Source organism: Lysinibacillus sp. RC46, from assembly GCF_041262385.1.
Lineage (GTDB): Bacteria > Bacillota > Bacilli > Bacillales_A > Planococcaceae > Lysinibacillus.
In genome coordinates this window covers 1-19,368 of sequence record NZ_JBGCCF010000053.1, presented here as the reverse complement: position 1 = coordinate 19,368, position 19,368 = coordinate 1, and the positions used below count along the sequence as shown (strand labels likewise).

The following is a 19,368-nucleotide window of genomic DNA, read 5'->3' as shown; positions in this document are numbered from 1 at the left end:
CGCTACCATTATACCGAATTTGGGGAGGTGCCCGTTTTTTATTGTTTCAGAACCCCTGATGCTAAAGGGATTAGAATTATGAAATTAACTCATTTATTATTTTTTTATATTGTAATGTTTTTTACATACTCATTAGCTTCGGGATAGCCTGCTTCCACCATTAGCAGACATTTTTTAATTCATATTGTTTTACCAATAGCATGTATTAGGCTATCGAACTTTATACAATATCCAATTTTCAATTAACGAGCGTGTTTTAAAGACTTTTACTTATCTATACATGGAGTATAACACCCTTTCAGACAATTAAGATAAGTAAAAGCTACCTCTTGTCTGACCTCAACTTTCATCCCATGTCTAAAGACGACGGGCTACACCCTGCATGGGCTTTCTCATTCGGAGCTAGGTCAAATCAATTTCATTTAAATTTATCACTTACACTTATAGTGTCCTCTACAAAACGCACTTCATTCAAAGGTCTCATGTTATTTAACTATGCATTAACTTTGAAGAAGTATCCGTATTTATTTCAATGATATATTTCCTGAAGAGGTTTCCAACTGCACTTCATAATCTCCAGTCCCAGACGTTCCTTTTGTTTCTTTTTTGCTTTGTTGTTTATCATTTAATACAATGCCAACTGAACGTCTTCCGCTGTTAGATTTGAGAAGGAACGTGGCATTAGGTTCATCCTCATTCAATGCAATGTCCACTTTTCCACTTGTTGTAGTAACGTGAACCTCACTATGAAAGTCAAGGAAGTCAAGTTTTACGCTACCACTGCTACCATTAACTTGGAGATCATGCGTTTGCAGATTCTTTCCAACGACGTTACCAGAAGAGCCATTAACAATGATTTCCCCTTTGAATTCAGTAGGAACTCGAACTTCCAAATGAGGCATCCGCCCGATTTTAAACAGACGGCTTATATCATTTTTTAATCGAATCGTTAATTTTCGTTTCCCTTTTTCCATTACAATTCCCGGACCATTGTCATATAAAAATAAGTTGGCCTCCAATTCTTCTATATCCGCTGATACTACATCTAAATTGACACTTCCATTTTCTATATAAATGCTATCTATATCTTTAAGGGAAGCCATTTGAATGTCTTCGCTTTCCTCCCCTCCCACACAGGCACTTAAAAACATTATAGTAAGAATAAACGACATAACTATACAGTATTTCTTCATATTCACCACTCCTCTCTTTGGATACCATTATAGAAGCTGACCCCTCGTCAGTTTCAAGGTTTCTATAAATTAATTAATAAAGGTAAAAAACCTTGAAGCTTACGTTACGTCATTTTGTATACTGTTAAGTAACTACTTTTTGCAATATCTAAATAAATTAGAAAAATAAGGAGGATTAGATGAAACAGGGAGATATAATTATTTATGGATGTGTCATTATAGGTGCTGGTATTGGACTGGCTATGGATCATGCATTTCCTGGTGTACTGATTGGCTTGGGAGCAGGGTACTTACTTAAATCTCTTTCTAGTAAAGAAGAATAAAAGTGGAATGAATAAAACAGTTGTTAACAATAAGGTATAAACGTACAGGAAGGTAGGTTTATCAGTTGATACACATTAACAAAGTGGCAGAGCTGACAGGTGTTACAGTAAGAACACTGCGTCACTACGATAAAATCGGATTATTAAAACCAACATCCAAAACAGAAGGTGGTCATCGTTTATATACGAATAATGAAATAAAAAAACTACAGCAGATTCAATTTTTAAAAAAGATTGGATTTCGCTTAAATGAGATTCAAAACATGCTCGCTTCTAGTGATTGGGATTGGTCGGATAGTCTAAAGAGTCAATTATCTTTTGTCATAAACGAACAGGAAAACTTAAAGAAAATAGAGCAGTCTTTACGGGAATTGATACATGGAATAGCTATAGAAGGTGAAGAAAACTGGGTTGCGATTCAGAAGATCATGCAATTATCCAGTAAAGATAAAGAAATACAGCAGAATTATCGAGAATCTATATTTAAAGAAAGAGAAATAAAGCTATGGAAAAAGGTTCCCAATATGACAAGTGACAGTTCTGATTCACTGGAATGGATTGCTCTGATAGGTCAGTTAAAGCGTTATATTAAGGACGGTCCTAAATCAACCAAAGTTCAAAATATCATTAGAAGAATGGATGAAAAGCGTTTAGAGGAATTTGATGGTGAGGATGAATTTTTAGATAAGCTGTGGGAAATAAGGATGTCGCAAAAGCAGTCAGAGAAACTGGGATTATATCCGATTGATCAGGATGTACTTGAGTTGTTGAACGAGGCATATGTAGTTTTTATAGCTGAAAAGAATAATCCTCAACCGGAATAAGGGGGAAAGAACAGTGAGTACAGAACTACTTCTCCTGATAGGAGGTTTGGCTTTACTGGATACGTTAAGCCCTGCCACATTAGGGGTAACGGTATATTTACTTTTAACAGATAAAGAGAAACTTAATAAACGTTTATTGATTTATTTATTGACGGTTGCAGGATTTTATTTTGCTGTTGGAGTTTCACTCATGTTAGGATTAGGTTTTTTGCTTGAGATTATTTCTGGCGTATTTCAAAATCGAATTGTAAGCTGGATAGTCTTTATTATTGGAGCAATTTTGTTCATCGCAAGTTTTTATGTTCCAACAAAGGAAAATTCAGACCTGCCTTCTCCAAAATCAAAAAGCATTCTTTCAATTGTAGCTCTTGGATTCACTACTTCATTAATTGAAGTAGGTACGGCATTCCCTTATTTTGCAGCAATTGGAATAATGACTACTTCTAATCTATCATGGATGGAATGGTCTTCTATTTTAGCTGGATACAATTTTATCATGGTGATGCCTTCTCTCTTGCTGTTTCTCTTCTATCTCCTGTTTGGTTGGAGGATGCAAAAACCTCTTAAAAAACTTCGGGTAAAAATAGCAAATAATACAGGGTCAGCCCTTTCTTGGATAATGTGTATTGTTGGAATCATCCTAATTTTCAATAGCCTGGATTACTTGTAGGGCGTTAAATAAAATCCCCTTAAAAATAAATAAAAAGAATCCGTTTTGAAAAAAAGATTGATCAAAACGGAGGGCACTGAAAAACTTACGTTTTCATAAAAGCGAACCTTATTTCTGTCTCTATTCCTTATTCATTTTCGTTTAGTAGCTTTAATATCCGTTTCAAATTGACAGCGAATATCGTTGTAGCACCTTGAATTCCCATGCCAAATAGACCCGCTGTCGATGCCGTATCGTACCCGTGTCCGTTTTTTAATTCACTATTCTTCGCTTCTACTTTGTAGCGATTTGCGGCTAATTACTTAAATGCTTCCGTATTTTGAAATGCCTCTTGTTCGGCATGTGTATCCGACTTAATTGTGACAGAATACGTTTTACTTTTTGCGCCTTCTTTATAACAGCCCTCTCTCATTGGACATACTTTGCATTTTTCAATATCAAAATAATATGTCTGACTTTGACTCTTACTCGTTCCTTTTTTACCCGTACGTGCTTTTCTTGTCGCGAGATGGCCAGCCTTACAAACAAACATTCCAGCATCTTTATTAAACTCAAACTTGTCTTCTTCTTTTCGTGGTCCTTGTGTAAGAATAGGATTCAACAACTTTACCACAAGGGCGATTTTCTCTTCTTTAGTATATTCGATATTTGCCTTTTCAGAGTAAGCTGCGTCTCCAATAACTGTATTAATTTTCATACCTGCTTGTGTGCTTTTTTCAATTAATTCTTGAAGATATTTCCCATCACTTTTTTCACCTGTTGTAATGACAGCCGCTGTAATAATACGTTCATCACTCATCGCGATATGTGTCTTGTACCCAAAGAAAGAAGATTCCACCGTCTTATGCCCTTTTCGCGCATCCGCATCAGAAGAGTAATTTAGATGTTCTTGAAAATTTCTACGACTTCTTTTAAGACATTCAGCTTTTCTTTGACAGCCGGTATTTGTGCAATTTGTGGTTCCTTTTCAATGACTGAAATGACTCCCTTACAGTAAGCTAATTGATTCTTCACAAGGAAAGCGTGACTAAAATAATAGTTTGATACATTGCGTTGTTTGGAGAAGCATCGCCCGCAGAAAGCGAGCGGAATGCTTCGGAAAACAACAGTAGAGTCACAGTGCCAAATGATAAAAGCGAGGTATTCAACGATTTAATCGTTGAATACCTCGCAATGTGAGAAGATATGGACTTTTTCAGTGCCCTCATCAAAACGGATTCTTTCTTTGTGAAGTATTGTTCAATTTTTATAAAAAAGTTTAATCATTTTATACTGTTGCTCTTCAACGGAAAAAAATTTCAGTTAAATGAGGTTTATAGAGGTTTATTCAGCTATAAGGTAATCGAGCGATTGTATTTGCTGAAAATGATGAAATACCAATCAACGAAATTAAAACAGTGCATTGCATTGGCACTTACTTATCATACTCGAAAGCATCTACCAATGCTCGGGATACAATGAATAGCTAATATTCGGGAAATGAGCAGTAAAAATCTTGCCAACAAAAAAATCCTTGGTTGGCAAAACGAATCCTCCCCTTAAGCAACTTCTTTACTATGTCTTACAAAATTGCACTTATAGTTCATTACTATTTAAAACTTTTCAATCGAAATATCTGAATTAATAGTCATTGCTACCTGTATACCTGTTGCTTCTGAAAGTACGATTTCCGTTGGCGCAGGCTGAGCAGCATCACCAGCTGAATAAACATTTTTTTCCGAAGTTCTTCCAAAATGGTCAACAACAATTAATCCGTGCTCATCAAGATCACAAGTCAATCCTTGACCAATTATATTTGTTGTGAAATTGGACGGTGTAATAAAGCCCGCTTCTCTTTCTACCTCTATTCCATTTTGAAAGACTACGCTCCTCAAAATCCCATTATCTCCTTTTACTTCTTTAATTTTTTCAGTAATTACGTTTATTCCCTTTTCTTCTAACTCTCTTCTTTCATTTTCTTTTATTTCATTACCGTTTGTTGCCACGATTAAATCATTTGATAGATTGTGAATTATTTTGGCCGTTAGCGCAACGTCCCTTGTTTCATTTATATAAATCAACTTTTTATCCTTTAACTCCCAACCATAACTATATGGAGATCTAAAAATACTTTTATTGTAATATTGCTCGAAGTCGGGAATATCTGTCTGTATTTTAGCACCATCTGTCAGAAGGATTTTTTCAGCAAGAAAGCTCTCTCCATCTTCAGCATAAATTTTAAAAAGCTTATTGTCTGATTGTTTAATGACCCTAACATCTTGACTAACGATGGAATGAATATTAGGATATTGATTTTATTTTTCTTTTGCTACTTGCATGAATTCGATAGCAGCATTTCCATTTCTGGAAATACTCTCTTGAAGCTCGAATGCAAAGTGGTCATTATTTGTATCAAACAATGCTACTAAACGATTCGCTCTACCTAGCAATAATGCTGCATTTAATCCTGCAGGTCCTCCACCAATAATTGCACACTCAAGAATCTCCATGTTTTCCCTCCTATTTTAAATCAAACTCCAATAATTTGCTTTAGATTTTCTAAAGGAATATATCCAACAATTGGTTCATGTAATTTATTTTGAATAATCAAACGAGAATGAGGGATACCGAGTACCTGGTATTCCGCTGCAAGCTCTGGGCTTTTATCAACATTCACCCTTAAAATTTCCACCTTATCACTGCATTCTTCATTAAGTTGGTTAAGAACCATTCCGAACATTTTACAAGGGCTACACCACTCCGCCCAAAAATTTATTAACACAATCTTTTCAGTTTTTAAGTGTTCTCCTAATTCTTGCTTTGTTGTTACATGAGTAATTGACATAACTTTTTTCCTCCTCCGCGGAAATCAAAATCTTAAAGATATAATCTAAAACTTCTATCCCCCTTTCAATGAACATTAAAGGTATTTAATATCTGTAATTAATCTAAAATCTTTTAAATTGTACTATCGAAAACAACTGCCATCGCGCTTTTATATCCTTCAGCAGCAGCAACTATTAACGAAGACTGACCTAATTTAGCAGTTTCCCCTGCTGCATAAACATTTTCCTGTGACGTACGCCCTGCCTCATCCACAACAATGCTACCATTTTCATTTAGTTGACAACCTAACTGCTCTGCAAATCGGTTTGGACGCACAAAATTAGGTACAATAAATCCTCCCACTCTTTCGATTTCAAGTCCTGAATTAAACACTACTTTGTTTAAATAACCATCCATACCCTTTAAATGTTGGATAGGTTCAGTAATAGCAGTTATATCTTTTCTTTGTAGTTCATTCAATGTCGAATTAGAAAGTTCATGACCATTTGTGGCTATTACTAAATCTTTTGACCAGTTATAGATAAGTTTTCCTTTAAACAGGGTTTGTTCTTCATCTTCTGAAATTATAATTAGAGGTTTATCTCGTAATTCCCATCCATCACAAGTTGGGCAGCTGAATAAACTTTTCCCATAGTAATTTCTCATATCCGGAATCAGTGGGAATTCCTCTTGAACACCTGTTGCCAAAATAACTCTCTCAGCAACATACTCTTGATCTTCTAACGTCTCAATTTTAAACAAACCCTTTGATTGTTTTGTTATATTCATAACCGTGTTTTGATAATAATGAACTGATGGGTATTTTTTTACATCATTCAAAGCTATTTCTTTAAAATCTGCAGGTTTAATTCCATCACGTGTAAGAAATCCATGTGATTCCTGCGTCACACGATTTCGATTTGTTCCATTATCGAATAGCGCGACTTTTTTACGAGACCTTCCTAAAATCAAACTTGCATTTAGCCCAGCGCCACCTGCACCAATAATTGCACAATCAAATAATTCCATCATGAAACTCTCCTTCATAAGTTGTTTAGAGTACATGTTGCTTCGTTAAAAATGTTATTTCAATATATTACAACATGCATTCTATCTCAAATTAAAGTTTAAAACAGAATGATTTTAGGCTATAACCACTTGAAAATTTATAGAAGTACAAAACCGAGAGTTTAGAGTGTAAAATTTCTAAGTTCCTTAAGTTTATTCACAGACTTAAAAGATTCTTTATATCTCTGATTGTTCAAAAAAATAATGGTGGACTAAATCCACGACTATTTTTTCACCAGATCCGATATTTTTCTGTTTTTTAACTCATTCTCCAGTGTTTCCTCTGCAGATAGCATTACTTCTTTTATTACACACTTAGGATCGTTATATAAACAACAATCAAACAAAGACGATTTGCCTTCAATTGCATGTATTATATCTAAAAATGAAATATCTTCCCAATTCTGACTAAGTGTATAACCACCATTGGCACCAGATGCAGAATTAATCATTCCCTCTTTTACTAACTTAGTTAAGATTTTAGACAAATACGTTGGAGAAACATGTTGCATTTCAGCTAATTGTTGGACACCTACTGGTTTATCCGGTGTTTCCTTTGCGAGAAAAAGCATTGTGTGTAGTGCATAATTAGTAGCTTTAGAATATTTCATTACTGTTATTCACTCCAATAAAAGACTTTACATATCCATAATAGCATTGAATTTAAGTTATTTCAATATTTGTGTCTTCATGTTGGAAAAAGGATGTACTATTTCAGCCCTTTTGATATTAATTATCTAACTGGGTGTTTTATGTTTAAACAAGTAAGAAAAGTAAGTTAAATCCGCTGCATTCAGTCCATGAAGGATACCAACATAGTGTTCTCCCCCGAAAGCGCACTTTTTGCTAGGCTTTTACTTTTAAATCGATAGCAAGTAAACATAAAGTTTCAAACTTGACCAATTACCATTCCCTACCTCGATTGGTTTTCCAGTCATACGGCAAAATCTCTTTCAATAAAACAAACCTGTCATTTTCAACCTCTACAACAGCTTCTAAATTTTCTTTTGAAAGCTGACTGATCAACTCACGGCAGCGTCCACATGGTGGAACAGCATTTCCTTCCGAGTCAACTGCTACAAAAGCTTTTATTTGATATTCGCCATTTTTCAACATATCTGCGACCGCCGCATGCTCTGCACAAAAACCCATGGAACAAGCTGTATCTATACTAATCCCTGTATAGATATTACTATCTACGGTTTCAATCGCTGCACCAACACTTCCGTACTGAACAAAATCATTTAATTCTGTAGGTGAAGTAACCGCAGCTGCAATCTTTTTTAATTCTTTATAATTCATAAGTATAGCCTCCTTTTCTAGAAACATGAAATTACCAGACGAAACTATTTTCTTGTAAATGTGTATGGAATGATAATTTCTCGTATAAACCCTTGGACCATTGATTTTTACCCGAAACGTATAAACTTAGCCAATCAATATTTGGCCCTACTTGAGAAAAATGCTGTGCCCGCTGCATTAGCTACTTTCCTACATCTTTACTTCGATGGTCTGGATGAACAACAACATTGGCAATATAGCATACATCGTTCTCTGATTTATAGTCAAATAAGTATAGCTTTAAGTACATTCCATTTCCCAAAACTTTTGGAGCTCCTCTACGGAAATTACCTTGTTAGGCAAAAATCCAATCGCTATTCTCGTTCATAATCACATTCCCCCTTTATCTACTATTGCTTAATTAAAAATGAACAGATCTGTGTATAGAATAAAAAATAAATCCCAATAGCTAAAGTGAATTAATTATGCACCAATAGTACCCCTTAACTTAATAAAGATAACCTAATAAATCTATCTTGCCATTTTCCAATTTTAAATTGCCCACTTCTTTAATCATAAGTTCATTTATAATTTCATGTCGTATTCCGTAAGTCGTTTGATTTTCATCGTCTATTTTTAACCATGTACACTCATTATTAACAGACTTAAATCCTGCATGTCCTCAATACGATCCGCAAATCGAATTAATGACTACTAAATGAATTACAACATAAATGAAAAAGGGTAAGACAAGTGATGGAATGAATTATTTTTAATAGTAGTAAATAAATTAGAAACTAGAAAAAACACAGACTATATTGAGTACATAAACTTTTCAACTACTAAATGCTAATTACTAATTCATAAATTTTTCTTTTACGAGAAAATTAAATAATAAAATTTCGGATTTTTTAAGGAAATTATTGCTTTGATAACACATATGGCCTTCTATGTTGGATGGCCTAAAGCAGCTACAGCGTTAATACTGAGTAAAAAATGACCATATGGTAACGCTTTAAAAGCGTTCATTTAACAGAGAATGCTAATATGTGTAATCTAAATTATAGAAAATATTTTACTGTATTAAAGCAACTGTACCTTATTTAATAAAGGAGAGGATTCAGCAATTATTAATGTTGGAAGTGTAGCAGGTATAATCTGCTAGGCTCCTCCGTCCCATACGCAACCAAGGAACTAGTAAACTCAATTCTTTTAAGTACGTGTCAGAAATCCAATTCGATTATAGTCAAATATTTACGTGGGAGTAAAAAGAATATCCGCCTTTGCTTTTAAAAAAATCAGCGCCCTTTAGGTCGCTGGTTTTCCTAGTTTAGAAAGATTGTGAGTTAATATAACCTACTAATGCTTTTTCAGTTGATTTCATTATTTCTTCTTTGTCGTTAGTAGACATGTCTAAGCCTTGAGCACGTATTAATTTCATTTGGTTAATCCCCATCATGTGCAGAACTCCGCGCATATATTGTGGCGCAAAATCTAAATTTACATATCTGTAATTAGTATCAGATTCACTTCCACTCGTAAGGATAAATGTGACCTTAGTAGTTTCGTCTGACATTAATCCAACTGAACCAGTTTCTGTGTATTTGAATGTTTCTCTTGCTGTAAGAATATTATCCAGATAGTCTTTAAACTTTGCAGGTACATTCCAATTGTGCAAAGGCATATAAATATAAATATAGTCTACTGACTTCCATTGTTTAATTAATTTATATTGTGCTTCATGTTTTTTTAATCGTTCAGCAGTCATTTCTTTAGGATTTGTAAAATTTAAAGTGTCAGCAGTAACTTGCGGGATAAAATTATTTGGATCGTAAACGTTTAATACTTCGATTGTTCCTTGACCATTTAATTTTCCTTGTAAAGTTTTTAATCCAACATCTGCTAAGCGGTTTGCTGCTCTTTTTTGATTGTTGTAATCAGGATGAGTCATTAACTGTAAAATTTTCATTGTTCCACCTCTATTAATTTGATTATTTTTGTAGCCCCAGTCTTTTTCTAATTTACTCTTAAACACGTTTTAATTAAAGACTAAATTAATCGACGATTAACACAATCCATAATATATGTTATATTTATTTTTGTCAATTAAGTAAACTTACCAAAGAAGGAGGTTTCATTTATTTGACTAGTACTCTAAATCCTCTTAAGATACAATTGATAATACTTTATCAAAAGTAGGTGAGTTTATATGCAATATAGTGTTGGAGTTGAATATGCTTTACATTGTTTGGTCTATTTAATTGGTGTTCCTTCCAAGGAAAGTGTTGGGATTAAGGATTTGGCAGAGTTCCAAGGACTTTCTGAGACATTTCTTTCAAAAGTTTTCGGTAAATTATCTAAGGCTGGCATTGTAAGTTCTGTCCCCGGTGTAAAGGGTGGATATAGGTTATCTAAGTCCCCTGAAGAAATTTCCTTTTGGGATGTAGTTGAAGCAGTTGAAGGTCCTAAGCCTATTTTTCAATGTAAAAATATTAAAGATAATGGATATTTGTATAGAGAAAGCTGCTGTTCAGCTCCCACCTTTTGTACCATCAATTTAGTTATGCTCTCCGCTGAAGAAAAAATGCGTGATGATTTACGTAGTAAAACACTTTCATGGTTAAATGAAGAACTTGACAGAGTATTACCTAAACAAATACGTGAAGATACTCGGAAATATTTTTCGAAGAGCAACAAATAAAACAAACCTTTCTTAAATTCCTTTAAATGAGGAATTAAGTGAGGTTTTTTCTTAGTTCAAGGAAATGTTCTTTCACTATTACACCCACTCCTCAACTAATCTGCCCGTTAGCAATCCATGAAGTTCATAATCAGCGCTTCATCACAGAAAATGAAGATGGTTCAGAACCATCAATACTGATTCTACGGCTACGTATCGTAAAAAATTGATTAGATAGATAAGGAAAAAACATTTGAAAGTAACAATCTTCAGGAATTTCGAAACATTCGATTAACGAACAGTGACTACTATTGCTCACCTTTTTTTAATTCTTCTTTATTCGAAAGACATTCAGGGTAATAAACGATAACAAATGGCATATCTCTCATTCTCTTTTTAGTTGTAGTGTTTTTGAGGTTAATTGCTATTGTAAAATACATAAAACTTCATAATCAGAGAGGCTGGGACAAAAGTATTTCAGCCAACAAAAATACCGAACTATCCACTAAAACGCTCATGAAATGTTTCGGAATAGTTCGGTTTTTCTATTTATCGTGTTTTGTTAATTTAGAGATTATTCGGCTTTATGAAAGAATCTGTTAGTTATGTCTTAGCCTCTTTTTCAAAGCATACAAAAAGAAAAAACGACATACAATATGCCGTTTTTCAAAATTGATTTTATATCTTTCATTAAAACGGTGCAAAAACCCACACAGCTACTGAATCAACAACCGTTTATAGGGTGCTATCCTTCACTGATCTCGCCAGAAACTTGTCAATCTTTGATTAATTTGGCTTGTGGTCAGTTAACACCAGCAACGTGGTAGGTCAATCCGGGTTAGAAGTTTCTGAAATAAGGGTTTCAGATTTGGCTTGGTTTAGCCATGATCATAATGAAGTTGTACAAAGCGTATGTAAACAAATCGCAGAAATTGTTGAGCAACCGATTACGCGGAAACTTTACAAGTAGCTCATTATGGAGTAGGCGGGAAATTTGAGGCTCATTTGGATTGTTATGATTTAACAGAAGAAGCATATAAAACGTTTCTTGAGCGTTCAGGGCAACGGTTATATACTGCGCTCTTATATTTGAATGATGTTGTCTCTGGAGGAGAAACATATTTTCCGAATTTAAATATCGAAGTTTCTCCGACAACTGGAACGTTATTAGTTTTTGAAAACTGCCAACCAGGTACATCTATTCCTGACCCGCAATCATTACATGGATCAAAAATTTTACAGGATGGGGAAAAGTGGATTGGTACACTTTGGTTTTGTGAGCGACCAAAATATCAAGTATGAACCTCTCCTACATTATAGAAAAGACTTCTTACGCTATGTTAAAATCAAGAAAGAAGTCGCTTAGTATTATTCTCTAAACATAGAGTTTGAGTTCCTGCGAAGCCATATAGAGACTTAGAAAAACGGAAAAACCCAATAAAAACCTTGATTTTACAAGGCTTTCCGCGGGTTAGATTCCTTTTCTTTGACTTAGTTTCCGCTAGTGTTACGACACAAAATCGTGTTCCTTTGGAATGTCGGTTCGCCCCCCGACCATCAGTATTACACTTAGATTTTTTGTATCCTTTTTTATCTAAAGATTTTCTGTACGATTGTTTTTTTCTAATCAAGAATAAGTATTTCGAAACCTTCTCATATACAAAAAATTTTCTTTGTTTCATTCTTCCAGAGTGCCAAACGCCAACAAATGAATCTTTTTAAAACACACTATTATCGCACATGCTATCCCTTTAAAAATCTTTTATTGTTCAGAAAAAATATTACTCACACTGTAACAACCTTATTCTTTAAATTCGATTTTCTAGGTAATCCACTATGCAAAACCTGATATTACAACATAGTTATAGTAGTGTTAAGCAAATTAGTTTAGCTCCACACTGCACCTTAAAATTTATTGGCTTCGGGTCACTGTCCCAAGTGACCCTTTTAAATTAATTAGATCACAAGGTATCCCTCATTTTTCTAATTCTTCAATTTGCTATTTTGCCATTTCTCTAAAGAGGTGGCTCTTTCTCATCCTTCCACACATGTTTTTATCCCATAACACATATTGATTTCGGGATTGCAATCTGTTGCATTCATCGCCCCACATTGTTATTGCACAACGCTACCCATAACCAATATATGGTTAATCCCTAGTTTTAGGTGGTATATTGTTTGATGTTATATGACTTAGCTTTCTGGCCAAATTCTAATGAATTGTTAAGGTTTTCTTAAGGTACTGTTTATATGGAGATAATCTTTCTCTGTAAAAATAATTATAGAAATAGAAATAGAAATAGACTTTGTTTTACAACTGCAACAACAAGAAGTTAGGAGAGAATTCCATGAAAAAAAACAGTATTAACATTCACACTCGCAGCATCAGTTCTTGCATTAGGTGCTTGTAGTAATGATTCAGCAACTAAGGACGAAGTAATCGCTACTTCTAAAGTTGGAGATATCACTCAAAATGATTTATATGAAGAAATGAAAGCATCTACGGGAGAGCAAGCATTTCAACTTCTAATAATTAAAAAAGTACTTTCAGGGAAATATAAAGTGACAGAAGATGAAGTAAACGCTCAATTAGAAGCTGACAAAAAGCAATTAGGCGATGACTTCGAAACCTTCATTGCACAACAAGGACAAACAGAATCTTTGTACAAAAAATACCTAGAACTTAAATTGATGCAAGAAAAGGCATTAATTGAAGATGTGGAAGTAACAGAAGATGAAATTAAAGCTGAATACGAAAATATCAAAAATGAAATCCAAGCTCGTCATATAGTAGTAAAAGATGAAGAGACTGCTAAAAAGGTGAAAGCGGAACTTGAAACTGGAAAAGATTTTGCAAAAGTTGCAAAAGAGTATTCTATTGAACAAGTAGCACAAACAACTGGTGGGGATTTAGGTTGGTTTAACAAAGCAACTAATATGGATCAACAGTTTTTAGAAGGTGCTTTCGCATTGAAAAAAAATGTTATCAGCGATCCAATTCAATCTAGCTTTGGCTATCATATTATCGAAGTGACGGACAAGCGTGAGATTAAAGAATCATACGAAGATAAAAAAGCCGAGCTTGAAAAGCAATTAAAACTAGCAAAAGCGAATACTTCAACACTATTAACAAAAGTAGCGAAAATGATGAAAGATGCTGATATCAAGATTAAAGATGAAGATATAAAAACAGCGTTAGATGAGTTTTTAGCTGCTGCTGAAACAAATACAACGACTGAAGATGCAGATACATCAACAGAAGAAAGAAAGTAAATAATTATTCATACAAAAAGCGTAAGGGCTTAAGCTTTTACGCTTTTTAATGCTTTAAGAAATAATAAAATCTATTGCATGTAGATTACTTTCTACAAGTGATTCTTCTTCCAGACTCCACCACCGTGCTTCTGCGCAAGCTCGAACAGAATCGCTTGTGGTGGCTGAGGAGCTGCCTCCTAGCTTTCGATGTTATTCAAATGTAGGTTTATAAAACGAACGATTTTCTAATTGGAATAAACGTTCAGTAAACTCTCCAGTATTTATTTTGTCTATTGTAATTTGGACCTATAATCCTTGTCCGAACAGTATGTACCTTCTCCTGTTTCCTAAGTAATCCAACTTAGTCGTTTCCAAAGTTTGTTCCATCTTCTACGTAGAAACGTATCATCATTATTTTGGCAATTGATAAGTTAAATTGTACTGATCTTAGTCTACTCGCTGATGTAGTATTGACATCATTTGTAGTTACTTTGACAGACGACTGTCCGACTTTAACATATTCTGTATCTTGTGAAACTACTCCATACCACAATTGCCATTTTGAGAAATCCGTCATTAATCTCCCCTCGTATCCCATTCAGCTTTCACTTGTTCTGGAACTAGAATTATTAACTTTCCAACATCAATCATTTCTTCAGTTGCAGAAGAGCTCCTGTATATGTATCTTGGGCTAAATAAATCCATATATCTGTGTCTAATATTACATGATTCAAATGATAAACCCTACTATCTTCTTAATACCTTAGATTATAGCATTTTTATTGAACTAACCTGAAAGTGTCTCAACTTATTGTAAAAACGCACTAATTAGAATTTAACAACGAATGTATTACCCACTATGAATTTCAAAACAAAAATATCCAAAAGGCAAAACTTTTAGGTACATAATGGATAAAGTATTTCCCTAACCTTAAATCATTAAGTGCCAATCCGCTGTCTTTTAAATGTACTTTTGTTCTCAAAACTGATAATTTAATTATTGTCAATGGCTACAATTTTATAACGACTAATTAGATTTTAAAAATTATCAAGGAATGAGCATATGAAAAATTAGAACAAATAACTAATGAATTACCCGAAGCGGGATATACAATCGAGGAAATTATAGCAGCCTTTAATGAGGTAATTAATGCATGTAATCAAACAGAAGCTGATGATAAAACAAATAGCTAATTACATAGTTATTTGTTTTTATTAAGAGTAAAAGGTTCTTTTGATGTACATTTCGGAATACCGAATTAAGTTGTTTTTTAATAAAGTTTTATTTAAATTCACTCTAAATTCTTGATATTACTGCATGGTTTAAAAAAGATTGCATAGGTTACTTTGAAACTATTTTAGTAACCATTAAAAATTTTAGTATTATATCATGTATCTCAAGCTTTTTTTGACCAAATGACAACTGGAATAAGGATTAAAGAAAATAGACCTCCAGCTAAAGATAATGTTGCATAGCTGGCATTAGCTACTACCATGCCGGAGAGAGCACCACCTGAAGCTCCTGCTAGTGCAACTAAAACATCTATTTTCCCTTGCGTTTTTGCACGTGTAGAAGGTTCAGTCGAATCAACAATTTGAGCAGTACCACTGATTAAACCAAAGTTCCAGCCCAATCCAAGTAAAGAAAGAGCTACGATTAATAGAACCATAGAATCGCTCGGTGCGAATGCTGCTAATAAACCTGCGCATAACAACGTCACTCCCGAAGCTATACTCATGGCTGTTCGTCCAATTTTATCAACAAGAACGCCTGTTACGAGCGACGGAAGATACATGGAACCTACATGAAATCCTTTAACAATTCCTACTTCCGATAAACCATGACCATGATGTTTCATATGTACTGGTGTCATCGTCATGATAGCAACCATTACGATCTGAGTAAGAACCATAACAGTTGCACCGACTGTAAGTCCTCTTTTATTGATAGCTTTTTCACTAAGGGATTCCATCTTATTTCCATATTCATTCTCTCGTCTGTTCGCTTCTATCATTTTTGCTATTTCTAACGGATCAGGACGCAACATAACAAAAAGGACAAGACCTGCTAAAATAAATGCTGTTGCTGATAAGATAAATGGACCTGCAAGAGCCGGAACACCAATGGATACAGCAAATTTCCCCATAATATCTACTAAACTTGGCCCTGCCACAGCACCAAGTGTTGTTGGCTAGTAACCATATTTCAAAGAGTAATAAAATTCTTCTGCTGTGGCACTTTAGTAATCTCTTGCCTGAAACCCAACGTCTTACCATTAAATGATCAATTTCTAATTCTTTCGCTCTGTTTTGTAACTTATAATTATTACTTTTGCTTGTTCAACTAACCAGCACGTTAGTGAAATAAGAAATCCTATTAACTTTAAAGCTAATAGGATTTCTTATCAAACTTTATTTTAAAACCACACCAACAAAGTGGAAGGCATTTAGTTTTATTATGAAAAAATGATGGAGTAAATGAAAGACTAGTCCCGGATTTCAGGACTAGTCTTTGGAATAACTTATTTATTCTTTATTTGTTGCGATTACACGTGGTTCCGTCGTACTATTTGATGCATCAGTAACAATAACTGCATTTTGTTCTTTGCCTTTATTTGTTGCGATTACATGTGGTTCCGTCGTACTATTTGATGCATCAGTAACAATAACTCCATTTCGTTCTTTGCCTTTATTTGTTGCGATTACACGTGGTTCCGTCGTACTATTTGTTGCATCAGTAACAATAACTGTATTTTGTTCTTTGTCTTTATTTGTTGCGATTACATGTGGTTCCGTCGTACTATTTGTTGCATCAGTAACAATAACTCCATTTCGTTCTTTGCCTTCTTTCAGCGTTGGTTGCTCTTGACCAGTTGCCGCAAAGACGGTCACCCCTCCAATGACTAATGTACACGCTAATGCTGTTCCTAAAACCGACTTTTTCTTTAAGGTCATAATGGACACTATCCTTTCTTCAATCCCATTTTTACTAAAATGATTACAAAGCGGCGTAACCGTATAGGTTTCATCTGCCATATTGATGAGAGATAGTGCATATGTTGACTTTGCCTTATCTCCAAACTGTCTAATAACCCTTTCGTCGCAAGACAATTCAATGTCTCTGTTTACTAAAAAATACATAAACCAAACTAAGGGATTAAACCAATGCAAAGCTACCATAATCGTTAAAATTACTTTCCACAAAACGTCAAAGCGTTTAATATGAATTAATTCATGCGTGAGAATAAACTGAATACTTGCAGCGTCTTCCCAATTTGTTGATTTCGGCAATAAGATGACTGGTTTAAAGATTCCATATGTTAACGGGGTTTTAATTCTATCTGATACTGCAATTTGAATCGTTCTTTTTAATTTATGATCGTTTAGCCATCGATCGAGATACTCATTATTCTTCACTGGGATGGCAGTTTTAAATTCTTTATAAAATCTAACATAGGCCACTATAAAGAATAGAAAAACCCCGATACCCCCACAGGCCCAAAGGTACTGGACGGAATCGCTTGTCATCAAAAGCTGATGAGAAAACGTGCTTGATGTTTGTGCGATTTCGATTGTATGGTGCATACTTTCCGAATCATTTGAGTGAGTGAGCGTAACAAATACGTTTTTCAGCATAGGCTGTATGCTCAACTTTGAATAAAAAGAATAGGGGATGAGTAGTTTAAATGCAACGATTCCCCAAAGAATTAAAAATGTTTGCTTTGGCACTTTATTTCTTACTAACATCCTCATCAATAGCACAATGATGAGGATGAGAGATGCGTCTACACTCATGTTGAGAATACTCATATCATAATTCCTCACTCAAGATCTTTAACAATTTGTTTTAATTTATCAATCTCACTCGCGGACATTTTTTTCTTGTCTAGTAAGGATGCGAATAGTAAAGATTTAGAACCATTAAATATTTTATCAATCAATTCCGTCGTTTCTTGTTCTTGTATCTGTTCTTTTCTGACGATTGGATGACAGATAAAGTTAGGTTCAATTCTTTCGATGGCCTCTTTTTTTATACATTTCTTTATGACGGTATAGGTGGTATTTTTATTCCAACCTATTCGTTCGTTTAACATTTGTGAGAGCTGTTTAGCTGTCAAATCGCCTTCTTCCCATAAAATATTCATGACTTGTAATTCCGAATCAAACAATTTAACTTGCATACGCGCATGCTCCTTTTCTTAAGTGGACTATTGCAATAGTTTGCCACACCCTAATACTACTGCGATAGTCTGTAGTTGTCAAGACTATTGAGATAGTCTGTTGGAAAGAATCCATTTTAAGGGCATAATTATACAGATAAATTAACCTTTGAATACTGTGTCTAAACCCATTTATCAATACTTATCTTAATTTTTCTCTAGAAAATTGATTCTCCAGTCCACCCAACTACCCATAATTTGCAAAAAGTTTTTGGACATCAGATGACTTTCCCATTTGATTTCTACTTTCTTGATGAAATTAGTGTTCTCCTCCTAGAACTTTCCGAGCTAGTATGCCAACGCACTCGATCGAAAGGATGGGTGGTAGTTTCAACATCAAGAATAAATTCTCTTACTTTCAAAGTGACCTTTTGAACGTTTGGGAAAAAATATTATTAACAGAAGACTTTTCCAACTATTTCCATAAGTCTTCGATCAGGTTAAGTTATGGGCTGTAGGGAGGCAGAAAAGCGGGTTTAAGCCTGTCTTCGGACGTATTTTTATTAGCAATGTTCCTAATGTAAAAAAGAGTGCTAGGTCCTCATTGAATTTAGATTTGCTTTAGAACCTGCACTTAAAATTCTGATTGATGTTAACTGTGAAGTGAAGCCGAAGCAAATTAAAGAGCCATCATCAAAGAAGACTTTACTAAGCTTTTATCGAATTTTAAATGTAGATAAGATAAATGGGCCTGCAAGCGCCGGAACACCAAACAGCAAATTCACCCATAATATTTACTAAATTTGGCCCTGCCACAGCCCCAAATGTTGTTATTTAGTTACCATGTTACAAATAGACAAAAATTTTCTGCTATAACAATTTTAGGGCGGTCTGTTGCCTATTTAGTTACGAACAGGGCTGCCAGTATTCGGTGTATCAACGCCAACAAAGGAATCTTTTTGAATACATAAAAAATCAATGCTATACTCATAACACTTTTTTTATTTAAATCTTTAAAAGAGGCTGGGACAAAACCCATCTCTAAACTAAAAAGCCGGCGAAATTTTACGATCAGTAAAATTTCACCGGCTTTCAATTTTTTTCATAAA

18 protein-coding genes and 4 pseudogenes are annotated in these 19,368 nt (G+C 34.4%); 7 read left to right on the top strand and 15 right to left on the bottom strand.

Features of this window, described 5'->3' with window-relative positions; all coding sequences use genetic code 11:
• Positions 1-524: 524 nt before the first annotated feature.
• Positions 525-1,193, bottom strand: coding sequence for a DUF4097 family beta strand repeat-containing protein (locus ABH966_RS26070; protein ID WP_370083506.1), 669 nt, complete (start codon positions 1,191-1,193; stop codon positions 525-527).
• 179 nt (positions 1,194-1,372) lie between these two features.
• On the opposite strand from ABH966_RS26070, the gene ABH966_RS26065 reads away from it, so the two are divergent.
• The 3 genes from ABH966_RS26065 to ABH966_RS26055 all read left to right on the top strand — a co-directional run bounded on the left by ABH966_RS26065 (position 1,373) and on the right by ABH966_RS26055 (position 3,010).
• Positions 1,373-1,516: a hypothetical protein gene (locus ABH966_RS26065; RefSeq protein ID WP_370083504.1), complete on the top strand. Its 144-nt coding sequence runs from the start codon at positions 1,373-1,375 to the stop codon at positions 1,514-1,516.
• A gap of 65 nt (positions 1,517-1,581) precedes the next feature.
• Positions 1,582-2,340, top strand: coding sequence for a MerR family transcriptional regulator (locus ABH966_RS26060; RefSeq protein WP_370083502.1), 759 nt, complete (start codon positions 1,582-1,584; stop codon positions 2,338-2,340).
• 13 nt (positions 2,341-2,353) lie between these two features.
• Positions 2,354-3,010 (top strand): GAP family protein, encoded by a 657-nt coding sequence (locus tag ABH966_RS26055; protein ID WP_370083500.1) that lies wholly within the window; start codon positions 2,354-2,356, stop codon positions 3,008-3,010.
• Between the two features lie 127 nt (positions 3,011-3,137).
• Here ABH966_RS26055 and ABH966_RS26050 read toward each other — a convergent pair.
• From ABH966_RS26050 to ABH966_RS26015, 8 genes and pseudogenes are all read right to left on the bottom strand, one after another.
• A pseudogene (locus ABH966_RS26050) lies at positions 3,138-4,012 on the bottom strand (transposase); the annotation flags it as partial.
• A gap of 590 nt (positions 4,013-4,602) precedes the next feature.
• Positions 4,603-5,070 carry an FAD-dependent oxidoreductase gene (locus ABH966_RS26045; RefSeq protein WP_370083498.1) on the bottom strand — a complete coding sequence of 156 codons (468 nt, stop codon included), beginning with the start codon at positions 5,068-5,070 and terminating at the stop codon, positions 4,603-4,605.
• 234 nt (positions 5,071-5,304) lie between these two features.
• Positions 5,305-5,499, bottom strand: coding sequence for an NAD(P)-binding protein (locus tag ABH966_RS26040; protein ID WP_370083496.1), 195 nt, complete (start codon positions 5,497-5,499; stop codon positions 5,305-5,307).
• A 20-nt stretch (positions 5,500-5,519) separates the two neighbouring features.
• Positions 5,520-5,834, bottom strand: a complete 315-nt coding sequence (locus ABH966_RS26035) for a thioredoxin family protein (protein WP_370083494.1) — start codon at positions 5,832-5,834, stop codon at positions 5,520-5,522.
• 113 nt (positions 5,835-5,947) lie between these two features.
• Complete coding sequence (locus tag ABH966_RS26030; RefSeq protein WP_370083508.1) at positions 5,948-6,844, bottom strand: NAD(P)/FAD-dependent oxidoreductase; 897 nt, start codon at positions 6,842-6,844, stop codon at positions 5,948-5,950.
• 263 nt (positions 6,845-7,107) lie between these two features.
• Positions 7,108-7,494 carry an Rrf2 family transcriptional regulator gene (locus ABH966_RS26025; RefSeq protein WP_370083492.1) on the bottom strand — a complete coding sequence of 129 codons (387 nt, stop codon included), beginning with the start codon at positions 7,492-7,494 and terminating at the stop codon, positions 7,108-7,110.
• 292 nt (positions 7,495-7,786) lie between these two features.
• Entirely contained in the window at positions 7,787-8,185 is a 399-nt protein-coding gene (locus ABH966_RS26020) for a cytidine deaminase family protein (protein ID WP_370083490.1), read from the bottom strand.
• Positions 8,186-8,366: 181 nt separating this feature from the next.
• The gene (locus ABH966_RS26015) at positions 8,367-8,486 is read right to left on the bottom strand and encodes a GNAT family N-acetyltransferase (protein WP_370083488.1); all 120 of its coding nucleotides are present in this window, start codon (positions 8,484-8,486) and stop codon (positions 8,367-8,369) included.
• Positions 8,487-9,077: 591 nt separating this feature from the next.
• Here ABH966_RS26015 and ABH966_RS26010 point away from each other — a divergent pair.
• Positions 9,078-9,164, top strand: a pseudogene (locus ABH966_RS26010) (carboxymuconolactone decarboxylase family protein); the annotation flags it as partial.
• Between the two features lie 330 nt (positions 9,165-9,494).
• Here the strand turns inward: ABH966_RS26010 and ABH966_RS26005 are convergent.
• The gene (locus ABH966_RS26005) at positions 9,495-10,133 is read right to left on the bottom strand and encodes an NAD(P)H-dependent oxidoreductase (protein WP_370083486.1); all 639 of its coding nucleotides are present in this window, start codon (positions 10,131-10,133) and stop codon (positions 9,495-9,497) included.
• 240 nt (positions 10,134-10,373) lie between these two features.
• Between ABH966_RS26005 and ABH966_RS26000 the strand changes: the two genes are divergently transcribed.
• Positions 10,374-10,865 (top strand): RrF2 family transcriptional regulator, encoded by a 492-nt coding sequence (locus tag ABH966_RS26000; protein WP_370083485.1) that lies wholly within the window; start codon positions 10,374-10,376, stop codon positions 10,863-10,865.
• Between the two features lie 199 nt (positions 10,866-11,064).
• Here the strand turns inward: ABH966_RS26000 and ABH966_RS25995 are convergent.
• A pseudogene (locus ABH966_RS25995) lies at positions 11,065-11,224 on the bottom strand (tautomerase family protein); the annotation flags it as partial.
• 625 nt (positions 11,225-11,849) lie between these two features.
• Between ABH966_RS25995 and ABH966_RS25990 the strand changes: the two are divergent.
• Positions 11,850-12,146 carry a 2OG-Fe(II) oxygenase gene (locus tag ABH966_RS25990; RefSeq protein WP_370083483.1) on the top strand — a complete coding sequence of 99 codons (297 nt, stop codon included), beginning with the start codon at positions 11,850-11,852 and terminating at the stop codon, positions 12,144-12,146.
• Positions 12,147-13,334: 1,188 nt separating this feature from the next.
• The gene (locus ABH966_RS25985) at positions 13,335-14,117 is read left to right on the top strand and encodes a peptidylprolyl isomerase (protein WP_370083481.1); all 783 of its coding nucleotides are present in this window, start codon (positions 13,335-13,337) and stop codon (positions 14,115-14,117) included.
• A 343-nt stretch (positions 14,118-14,460) separates the two neighbouring features.
• On the opposite strand, the gene ABH966_RS25980 is transcribed toward ABH966_RS25985, so the two are convergent.
• From ABH966_RS25980 to ABH966_RS25965, 4 genes and pseudogenes are all read right to left on the bottom strand, one after another.
• Positions 14,461-14,676 (bottom strand): hypothetical protein, encoded by a 216-nt coding sequence (locus ABH966_RS25980; protein ID WP_370083479.1) that lies wholly within the window; start codon positions 14,674-14,676, stop codon positions 14,461-14,463.
• 820 nt (positions 14,677-15,496) lie between these two features.
• Positions 15,497-16,288 (bottom strand): annotated as a pseudogene (locus ABH966_RS25975) (MFS transporter); the annotation flags it as partial.
• A 337-nt stretch (positions 16,289-16,625) separates the two neighbouring features.
• Positions 16,626-17,909, bottom strand: a complete 1,284-nt coding sequence (locus ABH966_RS25970) for a M56 family metallopeptidase (RefSeq protein ID WP_370083477.1) — start codon at positions 17,907-17,909, stop codon at positions 16,626-16,628.
• A gap of 11 nt (positions 17,910-17,920) precedes the next feature.
• Entirely contained in the window at positions 17,921-18,280 is a 360-nt protein-coding gene (locus ABH966_RS25965; RefSeq protein WP_370083475.1) for a BlaI/MecI/CopY family transcriptional regulator, read from the bottom strand.
• Between the last annotated feature and the right edge of the window lie 1,088 nt (positions 18,281-19,368).

Excerpts from the sequence above, each read along its gene's own strand:
- ABH966_RS26070 (WP_370083506.1), bottom strand. The coding sequence starts at position 1,193 with ATGAAGAAATACTGTATAGTTATGTCGTTTATTCTTACTATAATGTTT.
- ABH966_RS26065 (WP_370083504.1), top strand. The coding sequence starts at position 1,373 with ATGAAACAGGGAGATATAATTATTTATGGATGTGTCATTATAGGTGCT.
- ABH966_RS26040 (WP_370083496.1), bottom strand. The coding sequence starts at position 5,499 with ATGGAGATTCTTGAGTGTGCAATTATTGGTGGAGGACCTGCAGGATTA.
- ABH966_RS26035 (WP_370083494.1), bottom strand. The coding sequence starts at position 5,834 with ATGTCAATTACTCATGTAACAACAAAGCAAGAATTAGGAGAACACTTA.
- ABH966_RS26030 (WP_370083508.1), bottom strand. The coding sequence starts at position 6,844 with ATGGAATTATTTGATTGTGCAATTATTGGTGCAGGTGGCGCTGGGCTA.
- ABH966_RS26025 (WP_370083492.1), bottom strand. The coding sequence starts at position 7,494 with ATGAAATATTCTAAAGCTACTAATTATGCACTACACACAATGCTTTTT.
- ABH966_RS26020 (WP_370083490.1), bottom strand. The coding sequence starts at position 8,185 with ATGAATTATAAAGAATTAAAAAAGATTGCAGCTGCGGTTACTTCACCT.
- ABH966_RS26005 (WP_370083486.1), bottom strand. The coding sequence starts at position 10,133 with ATGAAAATTTTACAGTTAATGACTCATCCTGATTACAACAATCAAAAA.
- ABH966_RS26000 (WP_370083485.1), top strand. The coding sequence starts at position 10,374 with ATGCAATATAGTGTTGGAGTTGAATATGCTTTACATTGTTTGGTCTAT.
- ABH966_RS25985 (WP_370083481.1), top strand. The coding sequence starts at position 13,335 with ATGAAAGCATCTACGGGAGAGCAAGCATTTCAACTTCTAATAATTAAA.
- ABH966_RS25980 (WP_370083479.1), bottom strand. The coding sequence starts at position 14,676 with ATGACGGATTTCTCAAAATGGCAATTGTGGTATGGAGTAGTTTCACAA.
- ABH966_RS25970 (WP_370083477.1), bottom strand. The coding sequence starts at position 17,909 with ATGAGTATTCTCAACATGAGTGTAGACGCATCTCTCATCCTCATCATT.
- ABH966_RS25965 (WP_370083475.1), bottom strand. The coding sequence starts at position 18,280 with ATGCAAGTTAAATTGTTTGATTCGGAATTACAAGTCATGAATATTTTA.